Raw genomic sequence first — 15,610 nt, forward strand, 5'->3', positions numbered from 1 at the left:
TGTCCCGCTTCCGGGGCTGGATTCAGGCGGGTGCGACGCTGCTGACCAACCTGCATCTGCCGAATTTCCTCAAGGGCGGACTGTATCAGGGCGCGGGGAAGACCGTCTGCGTGCCGGGGCTGAACTGCTACTCCTGTCCGGCGGCCTCCGGAGCCTGCCCCATCGGGGCGTTTCAGGCAGTGGTGGGGTCTTCCAAGTTCAGCTTCTCCTATTATATCACAGGCTTTCTCATTCTGCTGGGCGTGCTGCTGGGGCGCTTTATCTGCGGCTTCCTCTGTCCCTTCGGCTGGTTTCAGGAGCTGCTGCATAAAATCCCGACAAAGAAGCTCTCCACAAAGAAGCTCAGGCCCCTGACATACCTCAAATACGCTGTCCTGTTGGTGATGGTCGTTCTCCTGCCGGCGTTCCTTGTGAACGATGTGGGCATGGGCGACCCGTTCTTCTGCAAATACCTCTGCCCCCAGGGTGTGCTGGAGGGAGCCATCCCGCTGTCCCTTGCCAATTCCGGCATCCGGGCGGCGCTGGGCAAGCTGTTTACATGGAAATTCAGCATCCTGCTGTCGGTGATCGTGCTGAGCGTGCTGTTCTACCGTCCCTTCTGCAAGTGGCTCTGCCCGCTTGGCGCATTCTACGCGCTGTTCAACCGGGTGTCCCTCTTCCAGATGAAGGTGGACAAGAATAAGTGCATCTCCTGCGGGAAATGCGCCAGAGCCTGCAAGATGGATGTGGACGTGACGAAAACGCCCAACCATACTGAGTGTATCCGCTGCGGGATGTGCATCCGCGCCTGTCCAACGAACGCCGTGTGCTTCCGCTATGGCTTCGGCAACGGGAAAGAAACAACAAAGAAAACAACGATGGAGGAATCAAAATGAATAGGAAGAGAATTTTTGCACTGGCTTTTGCCGTGCTGATGGTGCTGGCCTTGGCGGCCTGCGGCACGAAGAACAATGACAAGATGGGCGACATGAGCGGCAACGGCTCCGCCATGACTGGTGAGCCGAAAAACGCCGAGGAGGCGCTCGCCCTGCACAAGGAGCTGCTGGAGCGGGAGAACGAGATCCTGTCGGAAAATACCGAGCTGTGGGAAAAGGTCTTTAAGGAGGCTGACAAGGGCATGGCCATGATCGAGGACGGGAAAAACTACGGCGACTTCCTGCTGGATACCGTCGAGGCCGCTAAAGAGCAGTTCACCGACAAGGAGTATGAGTGGCTGAAGGAGTCGGCCACGGAGATCAGCAATATTGAAAACAAGCTGACCGAGTTGGAAGAGAAGTATCCCGAGATCATGCAGAAATCCATGGACGGCGATATGAGCATGCCCGCGGGCAGCGACACGAGCAACCCTCCCGACGACGGCAGTATGCAGAAGTTCCCCGCCTTTGAAGGGAAAGATCTGGGCGGCAACACGGTGAAGAGCGACGAGCTGTTCTCCGGTAACGCCGTCACCGTGGTGAATTTCTGGTTCACCACCTGCAATCCCTGCGTGGGCGAGCTTTCCGAGCTGGATGCGCTGAACAAGGAGCTGGCGGAGAAGGGCGGCTCTCTCATCGGCGTCAACATCTTCACGCTGGACGGCGACGAAGCGGCAATTTCCGAGGCGAAGGATGTGCTTGCCAAGAAGGGCGCCACCTATCAGAATGTGTATTTTGACTCCGACGGTGAGGCGGGAAAGTTTACCACCAATATCTTTGCCTATCCCACCACCTATGTGGTCGACCGCAGCGGCAATATCGTGGGTGAACCCATCGTAGGCGCCATCACGGAAAAGAAGCAGGCGGAGACGCTGCAAAAGCTCATCGATCAGGTGCTCGCCGCCGATATGGGCTGACCCGAGATTTAAAAAGTGCTTGCTGCGCGCCATTGCATTGCCAATGGCGCACGAAGGGGCAGAGTGAGCCCAGCTTCCCCTGAAAGGAGGAAACGCGATGCATCGAAGCGTATTGGCCCTGCTTTTCACCTCGGTACTGATGCTCAGCGGCTGCGCCGCCGGGCATCAGACTGTGCCGAAGGAGAAAAGTGGACAGGAAGCAAACATGGACGGATCGGCTTTTGACCGATCCGACGAGGAGGTCACCTATATGGATACCACAGACAATGTCATCTATCTGGCGGGCGGCTGCTTCTGGGGCATGGAACAGCTGATGCAGTCCATCCCCGGCGTTATCGACGCCGAGAGCGGCTACGCCAACGGCACCTGCGAGGCGGACGCCGATTACAAGACCGTCTGCAAGGGAGAGACCGGCTTTCGGGAGACCGTGCGGGTGGAATACGACCCCGAGCAGGTGAGCCTTGACGCGCTGCTGCTGGCCTACTTCTATGTGATCGACCCCACGGTGCAAAACCGGCAGGGCAACGACCGGGGCAGCCAGTATCAGACCGGCGTTTACTTCACCAATGAAAACGCGAGAGAAACGGTGAAGCGCATCGCGGAGATCGAGCGCGGCCGCAGCGAGAAGTTCTTCGTGGAGATCGGCCCCCTCAAGAACTACTACCCCGCCGAGGAGTATCACCAGAACTACCTCGAAAAGAACCCAGGCGGCTACTGCCACATCCCGCGCGCGGAGATGGAGCTTTTTTCCCGGCTGCGCATCGACCCGGGTGACTATCAGAAGCCCGCGGCGGAGTCCATCCGGGACAAGCTGACGGCGGAGCAGTACCGCGTCACGCAGGAGAGCGGCACGGAGCGCGCCTTCACGGGCGAGTTCTGGGACAAGTTTGAAAAGGGCATCTATGTGGATGTCGTCACCGGCGAGCCGCTCTTTTCCTCCACGGATAAGTACGAGAGCGGCTGCGGCTGGCCCGCCTTTACAAAGCCCATCGAGGGCCCTGCCGTGGTGGAGAAGGAGGATTTGAGCCACGGGATGCGCCGCACGGAGGTCAGAAGCCGCGCCGGAGACTCCCATCTCGGTCATGTGTTCACCGGCGACCCGGAGTCGCCCAACGGCGTGCGCTACTGCATCAACAGCGCGGCTCTGCGCTTCGTCCCCTATGAAAAAATGGAAGCCGAGGGATACGGATATCTGCTGCATCTGTTTGAAAAATAGGACGCAAGCGGTCGGCAATTCTTATGCAAAGCACCATGTATCTTTTTCAAATAAGCAACTACGATGACCCTGCTGTGGACAGAGAAACCGTAGAGCTGCTGCACCAGTGTTTGGAAGCTGAGAGCCGGCGGCGCACCGTTGATTGGGAAAAGCTCAAAACTACCATTCACTTCGAGGATGCCGGTGTAACGATCTGCGCAGAGGAGAACGAAGAACATCTCCCATACACACGGATAACTATTGCGAATTGATGACAACACATGTAATAAATAAAATGAAAAACAGCATCAAAACAAAATAGGTGAACTTTACAATTGCCATTTATATTTGCAGAGAATATCTCCGACAAAAGCACAATCTCAGCCCACCTGATGTGATTAAGTTGATAGAAAAACATATATTACCAGTAATACCTGTATTATTTCCAATGGATTTGCTACTATGGGAATCGTACTTCCGGGTGCGATCGCAGCGAAGCTGATCTATCCTGAAAAAAGAGTCCTGGCAGTGACAGGAGATGGGGGATTCATGATGAACTCCCAGGAGCTGGAAACAGCAAAAAGGCTAGGAATCCCCATTGTAGTACTGATCTTTAATGACTGCAGCTATGGGTTAAATATGCAGAGAGCTTTGGGATCAAAGGATACCGCATTGAAAAAACAGAGGATCTTCTGCCGACACTGAACCATGCCTTTGAGCAGAATGTGTAAACAGGATGATACGGATCAAAAAAGCAGCCTGATCGCAATGATTCGATTTCAAAAAGCAATAATTTTTATCGATAAATGTAAAAAATAAGTAAAATATGATATAATACTTTATAATCTAAAGAACCATTAAAGGGAGGCTATTTTACTTATGAAGAACTTAAAAATGTCAGTCAAGCTGTCAATGATCCTGGTTCTCGTATTTATTATGGTGATGGGATCCGGATTCTCAGCGATCAAGGGCATGAAAACGATCAGCAGTCACGCAGATGATGCATTGGAAGAAGAGGTGCGTAATCAGTATGATGAAAGTATCAGACAGCAGGTAGACAATGCAATATCCATGCTGGATCAGTATTATGCAGCGTATGAAGCAGGAGAGTGTACACTGGAAGAGGCCAAGAAGCAGGGCGCTGATATGCTTCGTGAACTCCGGTATGGAGATTCCGGATATTTCTGGGCAGATGATACGGAAGGGAATAACATTGTACTGCTCGGCAGTGATACGGAAGGTACGAACCGTATGGGAACCAAGGATGGCAATGGCTATGAGATGGTGAAAGATATCATTGCGGTAGGACAGCAGCCAGATGGTGGTTACTGTGATTATGTATTTCCGAAGGAGGACGGTACGGAAAATCTTCCGAAGAGAAGCTATTCCAGACTGTATGAGCCCTTCGGATGGGTCATTGGTACAGGAAACTATACAGATTATATTGATGAAATCGTAGATGGAGAAAAGCAGATCGTTGATGATACCAGGAATACCTGGATCACTAGGATGGTCTTCATTACTGTGATCCTTTTCTTGATCACGATCGTACTGATCATTTATATTATCATAGATACCACTGGCTGGATGAAGAAGGCAGTCGGGTATGCACAGAAGCTGGAAAGCGGTGACATGACAGGAAGGTCAGCTACCGGCAGGCTTAAGAGAAAAGACGAGTTCGGTATCCTGGAAAGAGCGCTGAACAGCATGGCAGGTACCTTTGACCAGGTACTGGGCGGTGTGAAAGGACATGGGGTTGAACTTGCGGAAGATGTGGATGCCGTTATGGGACACCTGAATGAACTGAACGATGAGATCAGCAGCGTTTCAGCAGCAACGCAGGAATTGTCAGCAAGTATGGAAGAGACAGCCGCTTCCGCGCAGCAGATCGAAACGATTTCCCATCAAATTGAAACCGTATCAAAGAATATCGCTGTCCGTGCACAGGATGGAGCTGAGAAGGTTGTCAATATCCATCAGCGGGCAGAAAAGGCAAAGAGGGATACCGAGAGCAATTATCAGAATGCTAAGAATATGAAAGCAGAGATCAGCGGAAGCCTTGAGCAGGCACTGGAAGAAGCCAAGGTAGTAGAGCAGATCGAGGTACTGGCACAGTCCATTATGGGAATTACGGCACAGACAAATCTCCTGGCACTGAATGCATCCATTGAGGCGGCAAGAGCCGGAGAGGCAGGCAAGGGCTTTGCCGTTGTAGCAGATGAGATCCGCTCACTGGCAGAACAGTCAAGGGGAACAGTAGAAAATATCCAGCAGGTGACACAGAAAGTAACAGGGGCAGTGCAGAATCTTGCGGATGATTCCTCCAGACTGCTGGCCTTTGTGGCAGAGGATGTTTCGGACAGCTTCCATCAGTTTTCAGATATCGCCGATGCTTATAATCAGGATGCGGCAGATGTGAATGAAATGGTAACTGATTTCAGTGCTATATCCGAAGAACTGCTTGCCTCTATCGATGGTGTGATCCAGTCTATCAATGATGTGAGCAAGGCTTCCAATGAAGGAGCAAACGGAACCAATGAGATCGCACAGAGAGCTTCAATGATTGTACAGAAGTCAGAAGATGTCCTTTCTGTTATGAATGAGGTAGGAAAGGCTTCCGGTGAAATGAGAGAAATGGTTCAGAAGTTTACCATTACAGAAAAGAAGAGCCAGAAAAAGACAGAAGAGAAATAAAACTGCAGTAGGAAACAGGAGGCTTCAGCCGGTGGCTGAAGCCTCCTTTGCTTCCTTCAGGATCAGCTTCTGATTATCCAGATAGGATTCACAGGATGGATCACCGCGACGATCCGCCAGGTCGTAATTTTCTTTCAGATATTTTCCCAGATAATCCGTAAATACACAGCTTCCCTGATAGTTCAGATGGGATTCATCATTAAAATCTGTGGTGAAATCAAGTCCCATATCCTCATAATATTCATTGAAATCAATAAAGGCGACATCCTCCTGTGCGGCAATTTCAGCGATCTGGTTATAGGTCATCTTATCTTCCTTTGTTATGACATAAGGAGCAGAGATAAGAAGGAGGGGTGTCTGCTTCTTTTTGGCATAAGCAATGATTTTACGGAGATACTTTTCTGACTTTTTGGTCAGACCTCCCTTTTCCTCTGTGAAAAAGTCATCCGGCTCAGTCTGTAGCTCCGTGCCGAAGTAAGGGGTATAGCCCTTGAAGGCCTGTTTATCCTCGCTGTTCCAGAAGAAGCTTTGAAAATCATCTTCACTCAGGGAATCGTAGCGGTTGTGATAAATGGCAAAGGAAGGAAAATAGTCTCTGATCCGGCCGGGCTCCACACTGACAAGGAGCATTTTCAGCTTATTGGGTGAAAAACGCATGCCGTAAATATTCTCGGAGATCCAGGAGTATTGGTAGTCCTCCTTAAATCTGGCAGGTCCATACAGATCAAGGACGAGCAGCTCCGGAGTCTGATACCGGTACAGCTCCTTCAGATAATAGTAGGTCATCCAGAGGGGCTGTTCGGCGCCGCTGTAATCATAGGCTGTGATCCCGTAGCTGTCATAGAGGAGACCGGTATTGACGTCACAGTGGACATGGCTGGTACCGAGAAACATGACATCAATGCTGTTTTCCTCCTGCCAGTATAAGCCTTCCTGCTGGTCGATACCATGACCGGACTTTACCTTCAGTACGCAGGAAAGCAGGTACAGGGTTATCAGAAGCAGCAGGATAAAGAAAAGACGCAGGGCTGTTTTAGAATGAAAAAATTTCATAAAGATCCTTTCTGAAATCATCAAACAAATCAATCACAATTTAAAACTGCATATAAATAAACTGCTCTGCCTGATAGCCGGGGCCATACACCCCAAAGACAAAAATACCGATCAGAAGAAGATAAAAGATCAGGTATCTGGCAGCATTTGGCTTTTCCTGAATGAGCAGTGGCAGGGACAGCTTTTTCCTGTAGCAGAGTTCATCGATCAGCAGGATCAGGAGAATACTGATCGTTACGACGATGATCTCTGCAGGATCCAGCTCCAGCAGCTTGAGGGAACGGGAAAAGCTTCCGGGCTGAAGACCGGCAGTCAACATCCTCCTGATATAAGAAAGTGCCTGCGAAAGGCTTTCTGCCCGGAAAAAGATCCAGGCAAAGGCAGCCTCAAAAAAGGTCAGAACGCGGTATTTTCTGCCAGATGGAAGAAAGGTGCCGATCACAGAATAAATGCCATGGAGCAGTCCCCATACCACGAAGTTCAGACCGGAGCCATGCCACATGCCACAGAGCAGAAAAACGATCATGGTATTCAGACATTTCCGGAAGGTACCGTACCGGCTGCCACCAAGAGGGATATAAATATAGTCCTTCAGGAAGCTGCTAAGGGAAATATGCCACCGTCTCCAGAATTCTGAAATAGAGGCAGCCTGGTAAGGCGAAGCAAAGTTCTGCGTCAGCCTTATTCCAAAGATAGCAGCACAGCCAATGGCGATATTGGAATAGCCTGCAAAGTCGCAGTAGATCTGCATGGTATAAAAAAGCATGCCAAGAAAAAGAAAAAAGCTGTCAAATTCCTGCATACTGCCAAAGAGACTGTTCACCAGAAGAGCCAGGCGGTCTGCAACGACCATTTTCATAAAATAGCCCCACAGAATATAGGTAAAGGCAGTGGAAAGCCTTCCACGGTCGAAAAATTTTATCTTAGAGAGAGCGGAAAGCTGTGGCAGAAAATCCCCTGCCCGCTCAATGGGACCGCTCACAAACCGCGGAAAAAAGGCAAGGTAACAGCCAAGATGAATAAAATTTTTCTCTGCGGCAAGCTTTCCTTTTGCTACATCCACAAGATAGCTGATCATCTGAAAGAGATAAAAGGAAAAACCAATGGGCATGAGAAAATAAGGCAGCAAGGTCTGGGTAAAGGTAAGCCCCGGGAAAAAGCGCTGGAAAATATATCCGGTATATTTGAACACAAGGAGCAAAAGCAGACACAGGGACAGAAGAACCGCCAGTATAAAATGAATTTTTCCGGGTCTGAATGAATTTTTTCCTGCATGCTCTAACAGAATACCGCCGCAGTAGGTAAAGAGAATGCTGATAAAGAGGATTACCAGGCTTCTGATATCCAGGCTGGCACAGAAAACACAGCTTGCAAAAAACAGTATGGCAGGTCTGCATTTTGCCGGAAGGGCAAAATAACAAAGGATCACAATTCCCAGAAATACCGGGAAAAAAAGAGATACAAACATTTATTATACACTCCATCAGGGGAAGTGAATTCCGCTTTACTGTAGTAGTATACCAAACAAAAGAAAAAATAAAATAGACTTATAGAATTCTTACGCTTGAATTAAGAAATTCCTAAGAAACAGAGAAATATTGCGAATAAAGATACTTTATTATATACTGGATGAAAAGGGACATGGGAGGAATTACATGAGAACAGAGGTAAAGAAAGAAGCGAAACGGATCCTGGTGATCTGCCTTGCTGCATTGCTGATGGCGGCTAATATCAAGACCTTTGTCAGAACAGGAGGTCTGTATCCGGGCGGAGCCACAGGACTGACTATTCTGATCCAGAGAGTAGGGGAGATGTTTTTCCATGTAACGATCCCTTATACGGTGGTCAACCTGATATTGAATGCCATACCGGTTTACATCGGATTCCGTTACATCGGGAAGAAATTTACTATGTATTCCTGTCTGATGATCGTGCTGACCAGTGTGCTGACCGATCTGATCCCCGGGACTGCGATCACCTATGATACACTGCTGATCAGCATCTTTGGCGGTATGCTGAACGGACTTGCCATCAGTATGTGCCTTGCCGTGGACGCGACCAGTGGGGGTACGGATTTTATAGCCATTTATTTTTCTGAGAAAAAGGGTGTGGATTCTTTTAATGCTGTTTTATTACTGAATGTAGTGATTCTGACACTGGCAGGTATTTTATTTGGTTTTGACAAGGCACTTTATTCGATCATATTCCAGTATGCTTCGACACAGGTGCTGCATGTGCTTTATAAGAAATATCAGCAGCAGACGCTGTTTATTGTAACAGGCAGACCCAGAGAGGTCTGTGAGGCGATCTATCAGATCAGCCATCATGGAGCCACGATCCTGGAGGGAGAAGGTTCCTTTGAGCATTGTCAGAGAAATGTGGTATATTCAGTAGTAGATGGTTCCAAGAGCAAAAAGGTAATTCAGGCTGTCCGGAAGGTGGATGAAAAGGCCTTTATCAATGAGATGAAGACGCAGCAGCTGACGGGACATTTCTATCAGAAGCCAGCAGACTGATCCCTGCAGTCCTTTTGATGGATGGAGCATGATATGAATGGAGAAAAAGTGTGGATAAACAGATTTTGATGTCATTTGCAGATATTCCGGAAGAAACAGTAGAGCGTTTCAGGGAAACATTCCAGCAGTCAAAGCAGCTTATGACCTATTACAGCTGCGCACTGCTTGAGGTGGAAACAAAATTCCGTGTGCTGAACCAGCAGTTTTCCCTGGAGCAGGAGCATAATCCAATAGAAACGATCAAGACCAGGCTGAAGTCCATGGAGAGCATCATGGACAAGCTTTATCGAAAAAAGCTACCCTTTGAGGTGAGTGCAGTAGAAGAGTGTCTGACAGATGTGGCAGGGATCCGTGTGATCTGTCCCTTTATCGAGGATATTTACAGACTGGCAGACTGCCTTCTGCAGCAGGATGATGTGAGGCTGATCAGGATAAAGGATTATATCAAGAATCCCAAGGACAATGGTTACCGAAGTCTTCATCTGATCGTGGAAATTCCCATTTTTCTGCAGAATGAAAAAAAGCAGATGAAGGTGGAAGTACAGCTTCGAACGATCGCCATGGACTTCTGGGCAAGCCTGGAGCACAGACTGCGCTATAAGAAGGATCTGGATGCAGAGCTTTCAACCATGCTGGCAGCAGAACTGAAGGACTGTGCCGAAACCAGTGCAAGCCTTGACAAGAGAATGGGCGCTGTCAAGAATACCATTGAGAAGCATAAGGAATAATGGCAGTGGGAAGGCTTATTAAAGCAGGACTGACGGGAGTGACGGTGTTTCTTTGGATCCTCATGGCTGGATTGTTGACAGGCTGTGGAAGCAGGAGCGGTGAAATTGCAGAAGAAACAGTACAGGATGAGAACATAGAAACAGAGGATTCCATTTCTTTACCGGAAACAGCAGCGCCCTTTCCGACCGTGCCGCCGGATGCCCTGCTAAGAACTGATGGAATTGATGGCAGCTTTGGAATCGGCAGTGCCTCAGTTCTGAGAGGAAAAAATATACTGATCAGCCTGTTTTTGACTACACCGGACAATGCTTTTACTGAAGAAGAGAAAGAAATCTGTTTACAGAGACTGAAGGAAGCTGCTATATATATAGAAGAAACTGCTTTCGGTTATGGCGTGGAAACCCAGTTTATTCTGGACTGGAGTGAAGAAAACAGTCAGGATCTCTGTATGGAAAAGACGGTAGATTTTTCCATCAGTGATGACAGTGATTTTATGGATGCACTGGACGAAGCCTTTGCACAGTGGACAGAGGAAGAGCTTTCCTATGAGAGGCTGCTGCAGGAGTATGGAGCTGACGGGATTGCCACCTGTATGTTTGTGAATGCGCCCGGCAGATCCTATGCGATTGTGTATGACGGGGAGGACAATGTCAGGGAAAGTCTTGTCATGTTTGTAAGGAATGACAAGGGGACAGAAGAGGAGCCTGCAGTTTACGCCCACGAGATTCTGCACGTATTTGGAGCCCATGATCTGTACAGGGGAGAGGAATACAGCAGAGCGGTAACGGATTATATTGCAGCAAATTATCCGGATGAGATCATGCGAAGTGTGGCCGGAGAAGGAAGGATCAGCGAACAGATCTCAAGAATCACAGCCTATCATCTGGGATGGATCGATGAAATACCAGAAACAGAAAGTTTTCCGGAGCTGATCCGGTAGGAATAAAAAGAAAACATCAGGAGGAACAATCATGAAGATACCACAGATATTTGAAGCCAAGAAGAAAGAAGGAAAGCCGGTTCTTTCCTTTGAAATATTTCCCCCGAAGAAAGAAGCTGCCCTGCAGAATATAGATGAGACACTTTCTCTTCTGTGCGACCTGCACCCTGACTTTATCAGTGTAACCTTTGGCGCAGGCGGCAGTACGGCAAATAACAAGACAGTAGAAATTGCCAGAAAGATCAAAAATGAATATGGAATTGAGCCGATCGTGCATCTGACCTGTCTCCACTATAATAAGGAAGAGATCCGAAGCATTCTGGATCAGTTAAAGGAAGCAGGCATTGAAAATGTACTGGCACTCCGGGGAGATATGAATCCCAATATCCCGGTAAAGCATGATTTCCATTATGCCAATGAGCTGGTAGAGTATATCAAAACGCAGGGAGATTTCAGTATCAGCGGTGGCTGTTACCCGGAGAAGCATCTGGAAGCACCGGATGCCATTACTGACATCCGTAATCTGAAGAGAAAGGTAGATGCCGGTGTGGATCATCTGGTATCGCAGCTTTTCTTTGATAATGAAGTTTTTTATGATTTTTATGAAAAAACAAGAATTGCCGGCATTGATGTTCCGATTGATGCGGGTGTGATGCCGGTGACCAACAGGGCACAGATCGAGCGTATGGTGACTATGTGCGGGGCAACTCTTCCGGTGAAATTCCAGAAGATACTGCGTAAATATGAAAATAACAAAGAGGCGCTGCTGGATGCCGGTCTTGCCTATACGATCAATCAGATCGTTGATCTGATCGCCAGTGATGTAGACGGGGTACATATTTACACCATGAATAATCCGGCAGTTGCAAAGAGGATCTGTGATGGAATCAGAAACCTTGTATAACGAAAAAAGAAAGCAGGCACTGATCACCGGGGCATCCCGGGGGATCGGTGCAGGAATTGCCATAGCCCTTGCCAAAGAGGGCTATGATCTTATTCTGGTATGCAGAAAATCAATGGAAAGACTGAACGCTCTACAGAAGGAAATAGAATTGACTTATGGAGTCAGATGTGAGGCATATCAGTGTGATGTGTCAGATCCGGAGGAAGTAGAGAAGCTGTTTTCTATCTGCGGAGAAGTAGATGTGCTGATCAATAATGCGGCAATCTCTTATGTAGGGTTACTGACAGATATGTCAGTTCTGGAATGGCAGCAGGTAATAAACACGGATCTGAATGCGCTGTTTTATACCAGCCGCCAGGTGCTTCCCGGTATGATCCACAGGAAATCCGGTAAGATTATTAATGTATCTTCTGTGTGGGGAGCAGTGGGAGCTTCCATGGAGGTGGCCTACAGCGCAGCCAAGGGCGGCGTGAATGCTTTTACCAGGGCCCTTGCCAAGGAGGTGGCGCCAAGTCATATCCAGGTAAATGCCATTGCCTTTGGTGTGATCGATACCGAAATGAATGCCTGCTTTACCGAAGAGGAAAAACAGGCACTGGTGGAAGAAATCCCGGCAGACAGAATGGGAACAGCACAGGAAGCCGGAGAGCTTGTGGTAAAGCTCCTGGATAGTCCCGACTACTTGACCGGACAGGTCATTACCATGGATGGCGGATGGATCTGACTGGAACTGGATGCAGATGGGAAAACAAAATAAAGAAGCAGAAGTGTTTTGTGTAACAGGAAGGAGAGACAATATGTATGATGTAGTTATTATTGGTTCAGGTCCAGCAGGCTTAAGTGCATCCATTTATGCAAACAGAGCCGGGCTTAAGGCAGTGACCATAGAGAAAAGCGCCATGAGCGGCGGACAGGTACTGAATACCTATGAAGTGGATAATTATCCGGGACTTCCCGGAATCAACGGATTTGAGCTGGGAATGAAGTTCCGGGAGCATGCGGATAAGCTTTCCTGTGAATTTAAAGTGGCTGAGGTTCTTTCCATTCAGGAAGAAGACGGCCATTTTTTGATTCAGACGGAAAAAGAAAAGCTGCAGGCCAGAACGGTCATCGTGGCAACAGGAGCCTATCATGCGAAGCTGAATGTACCGGGAGAAGAGAAATTTGCCGGCAAGGGAGTATCCTACTGTGCGACCTGTGACGGCGCCTTCTTCAGAGGAAAGGTGACGGCTGTCGTAGGCGGCGGCAATGTGGCTGCAGAGGATGCCGCATTTCTGGCAAGAGGCTGTGAAAAGGTTTATCTGATCCACAGAAGAAATGAGCTGCGGGCAGCCCAGACGCTGCAGCAGGAGGTAAAGGAGCTTCCGAACGTGGAAATCCTCTGGGACACTGTGGTAGAGGCTGTGGAAGGAAATATGGTGACCGAGTCTCTTCTTATTAAGAATGTAAAGACCGGGGAGGAAAAGCATCTGCCGGTAAACGGTGTGTTCGCTGCAGTGGGGATCCACCCGGACAGCGAGCTTTTGCAGGAACTGGCTGAGAGAGATGAACAGGGCTATGTGATTGCCGGGGAAGATGGCAGAACGAGCAGACCTGGAATCTTCGTGGCAGGAGATATCAGAAAGAAGAAAATGCGCCAGATCATCACAGCTGCTGCAGATGGTGCCAATGCTGTAAATTCTGTGGAGGAATATTTGCGGGCACAGAAGGCTTAGAGTGATATGGAAAATGAAGACACAGCAGTTCTGACCCATGAAAAAACTGTTGTGAATTTTTACAAAATTTTTAAGAAAAGAGACTGTGGAAGTGGAGAAAGCCTTTCGACAGTCTCCTTTTTTCTGTCAGAAAATACAAGATCTTGTAGATGGAAAAATTTGCCTTTGAAAATTTAGATATGAAAAAGTGCCGGATTTACAGGGCTTTCAAGGCTGATGCAAAAAATCGCAGAGGTTGACAGTGCTTGACGAAAGTGTTATAGTGTTTTTAACATTTTTGTAACAATTAAGCAGTGAAAGATTTGAAGGAGTTTTGTTATGCAGAAATCTTACGTGAAAATAGCAGCAGGCGTTCTTTCAGCAGCGCTCTTATTTTCCGGTATGAATATGAACAGCTTTGCGAAGGAGAAGACAGATCTTCCTTCCGCAGGCATTGATTTCTTCCTTGCTTCCAATGGTACCAGTGTCAAGAACATCAAGGATGAGACAGATGCCAAAAAGGCAGAGCAGAAAGAAAGCAGTACAGGAACAGCAGCTACAGAAGATTCATCAGCGGCATCTCCGTCGCTCAGTGCATCTCCACTGGCAACAGCAAGCCCCAAGCTTGATGTACAGCCAATCCAGAAAGAGAAAGTCATTGAAGAAACCGTAACGGCTTCCACCACCAAGACCATTCCCCAGAAGGAAAGAGAAATCGCAGCCAGGAAGGAAGAAGAAGGCTTTAAATCCCTGGTTATCGCCAAGGTAAATGATTATGTAAATGTCAGAAGCATTCCCAGTGAGGATGGTGAGATCCTTGGTAAGCTTTATGACAAGTCTGTTGGTGAATTTATTTCAGAGGACAACGGCTGGTACGAGATCACATCCGGCAGTGTGACCGGTTATGTGAAGGCAGAGTATTGTGTCACAGGTGAGGATGCAGTAGAGCTTGCCAAAGAGGTGGGTACAAGAATCGCCACCGTTAATACTACTACTCTCTATGTAAGAGAAGAGCCCTCTACTGATTCCGCAGTGATCGGTATGGTTCCTATTGAAGACGAACTGCTGGTTACCGAAGAGCTGGACGGCTGGGTTAAGGTAAATATCGAGGAAGGTGATGGCTATGTATCCTTAGATTATGTCACCCTTTCTACAGAATTCGTAAAGGCAGAGTCCAAGGCAGAAGAGGAAGCAAGACTTGCCAAGGAAGAAGCAGAGAGAAAGGCAGCACAGGAAGCAGCAGCCAAGGCAGCGAAAGCAAATAAGAAGAACAGCCAGAGCAGCAATCAGAGTTATGCGGCACCGGTTATTTCAGGAAGCGGCAGTGAGCTTGGCAAGGAGCTCGCAAGCTTTGCCTGCCAGTTCGTCGGTAATCCTTACGTCTGGGGTGGAACATCCCTGACAAATGGTGCGGACTGCTCCGGATTTGTTATGAGTGTATATTCCAATTATGGTGTCAGCCTGCCTCATTCATCTTCAGCAGACAGAAGCGTAGGTGCTGCAGTTGGCAGCCTTGACAGTGCACAGCCGGGTGATATCATCTGCTATTCCGGTCATGTTGCAATCTATATTGGCGGCGGACAGATCGTGCATGCATCAACAGCCAAGACAGGAATTATTATTTCCAACGCAAATTACCGTTCTATCCTTTCTATCAGGAGAATCTTCTAAAAGAAGTCCGGTCCTCTCAGGAAAACAGAAAAATGAAATTACAGAAGTCTGATTCATAAAGAGTCAGACTTCTTTTTTTGTACTAAAACGGGTTGACAAACGATGGTGTGTGCAAGTTACACAAAGCAGAAAAAGAGAGACCTGATATATATGGACAACAGGAAGAAAAGGACTAAAAAGTTATCCACATACACAAATGCCATAAAACAGGCGTTTTTGATTTATACACGGAGTTATCCACACTATCCACAGGAAAAATGAGGAACGGACGTTTTGTGTGTTTATGATAAAGAGAACAGGATAGTCGAAAAAAGTCACTTCCCGAAGATGACTAAAATTGTTGGAAAACTGATATGGTTTTTAAACAAATCATTGAAATTATT

At 48.0% G+C, this 15,610-nt stretch carries 14 protein-coding genes; 12 read left to right on the plus strand and 2 right to left on the minus strand.

Features of this window, described 5'->3' with window-relative positions:
• From WJQ40_RS07190 to WJQ40_RS07210, 5 genes are all read left to right on the plus strand, one after another.
• On the plus strand, positions 1-875 hold an 875-nt coding region (locus WJQ40_RS07190; protein WP_337538923.1), incomplete at its 5' end, for a 4Fe-4S binding protein.
• Positions 872-1,831 carry a TlpA disulfide reductase family protein gene (locus WJQ40_RS07195; RefSeq protein ID WP_337538925.1) on the plus strand — a complete coding sequence of 320 codons (960 nt, stop codon included), beginning with the start codon at positions 872-874 and terminating at the stop codon, positions 1,829-1,831. The genes WJQ40_RS07190 and WJQ40_RS07195, both read left to right, overlap by 4 nt.
• Before the next feature lie 97 nt (positions 1,832-1,928).
• A complete protein-coding gene (msrB, locus tag WJQ40_RS07200; protein WP_337538926.1) occupies positions 1,929-3,047 on the plus strand; it encodes a peptide-methionine (R)-S-oxide reductase MsrB in 1,119 nt (372 codons plus the stop codon).
• Positions 3,048-3,464: 417 nt separating this feature from the next.
• Positions 3,465-3,731, plus strand: a complete 267-nt coding sequence (locus WJQ40_RS07205; RefSeq protein WP_337538969.1) for a thiamine pyrophosphate-dependent enzyme — start codon at positions 3,465-3,467, stop codon at positions 3,729-3,731.
• Positions 3,732-3,905: 174 nt separating this feature from the next.
• Complete coding sequence (locus WJQ40_RS07210; protein WP_337538928.1) at positions 3,906-5,720, plus strand: methyl-accepting chemotaxis protein; 1,815 nt, start codon at positions 3,906-3,908, stop codon at positions 5,718-5,720.
• Between the two features lie 24 nt (positions 5,721-5,744).
• Here WJQ40_RS07210 and WJQ40_RS07215 read toward each other — a convergent pair whose 3' ends face one another.
• Both WJQ40_RS07215 and WJQ40_RS07220 read right to left on the minus strand, forming a co-directional pair.
• On the minus strand, positions 5,745-6,773 hold the full coding sequence (locus tag WJQ40_RS07215) for a hypothetical protein (protein ID WP_337538930.1): 1,029 nt from the start codon (positions 6,771-6,773) through the stop codon (positions 5,745-5,747).
• A 40-nt stretch (positions 6,774-6,813) separates the two neighbouring features.
• Complete coding sequence (locus WJQ40_RS07220) at positions 6,814-8,241, minus strand: MBOAT family O-acyltransferase (protein ID WP_337538931.1); 1,428 nt, start codon at positions 8,239-8,241, stop codon at positions 6,814-6,816.
• 187 nt (positions 8,242-8,428) lie between these two features.
• On the opposite strand from WJQ40_RS07220, the gene WJQ40_RS07225 reads away from it, so the two are divergent.
• The 7 genes from WJQ40_RS07225 to WJQ40_RS07255 all read left to right on the plus strand — a co-directional run bounded on the left by WJQ40_RS07225 (position 8,429) and on the right by WJQ40_RS07255 (position 15,227).
• Positions 8,429-9,289: a YitT family protein gene (locus WJQ40_RS07225; RefSeq protein WP_118797445.1), complete on the plus strand. Its 861-nt coding sequence runs from the start codon at positions 8,429-8,431 to the stop codon at positions 9,287-9,289.
• A gap of 68 nt (positions 9,290-9,357) precedes the next feature.
• Entirely contained in the window at positions 9,358-10,017 is a 660-nt protein-coding gene (locus WJQ40_RS07230; protein WP_337538971.1) for a GTP pyrophosphokinase family protein, read from the plus strand.
• 5 nt (positions 10,018-10,022) lie between these two features.
• Positions 10,023-10,958 (plus strand): hypothetical protein, encoded by a 936-nt coding sequence (locus WJQ40_RS07235; protein WP_337538933.1) that lies wholly within the window; start codon positions 10,023-10,025, stop codon positions 10,956-10,958.
• A gap of 31 nt (positions 10,959-10,989) precedes the next feature.
• Complete coding sequence (gene metF, locus WJQ40_RS07240) at positions 10,990-11,862, plus strand: methylenetetrahydrofolate reductase [NAD(P)H] (protein WP_337405395.1); 873 nt, start codon at positions 10,990-10,992, stop codon at positions 11,860-11,862.
• A complete protein-coding gene (locus WJQ40_RS07245) occupies positions 11,840-12,586 on the plus strand; it encodes an SDR family NAD(P)-dependent oxidoreductase (RefSeq protein ID WP_337538935.1) in 747 nt (248 codons plus the stop codon). The genes metF and WJQ40_RS07245 overlap by 23 nt, the downstream gene beginning before the upstream one ends.
• A 73-nt stretch (positions 12,587-12,659) precedes the next feature.
• The gene (gene trxB / locus WJQ40_RS07250; protein ID WP_337538937.1) at positions 12,660-13,577 is read left to right on the plus strand and encodes a thioredoxin-disulfide reductase; all 918 of its coding nucleotides are present in this window, start codon (positions 12,660-12,662) and stop codon (positions 13,575-13,577) included.
• Between the two features lie 318 nt (positions 13,578-13,895).
• Positions 13,896-15,227 carry an NlpC/P60 family protein gene (locus WJQ40_RS07255; protein ID WP_337538939.1) on the plus strand — a complete coding sequence of 444 codons (1,332 nt, stop codon included), beginning with the start codon at positions 13,896-13,898 and terminating at the stop codon, positions 15,225-15,227.
• Positions 15,228-15,610 lie beyond the last annotated feature (383 nt).

This window comes from Suilimivivens sp., from assembly GCF_037359455.1.
Classification (GTDB): Bacteria; Bacillota; Clostridia; order Lachnospirales; family Lachnospiraceae; genus Suilimivivens; species Suilimivivens aceti.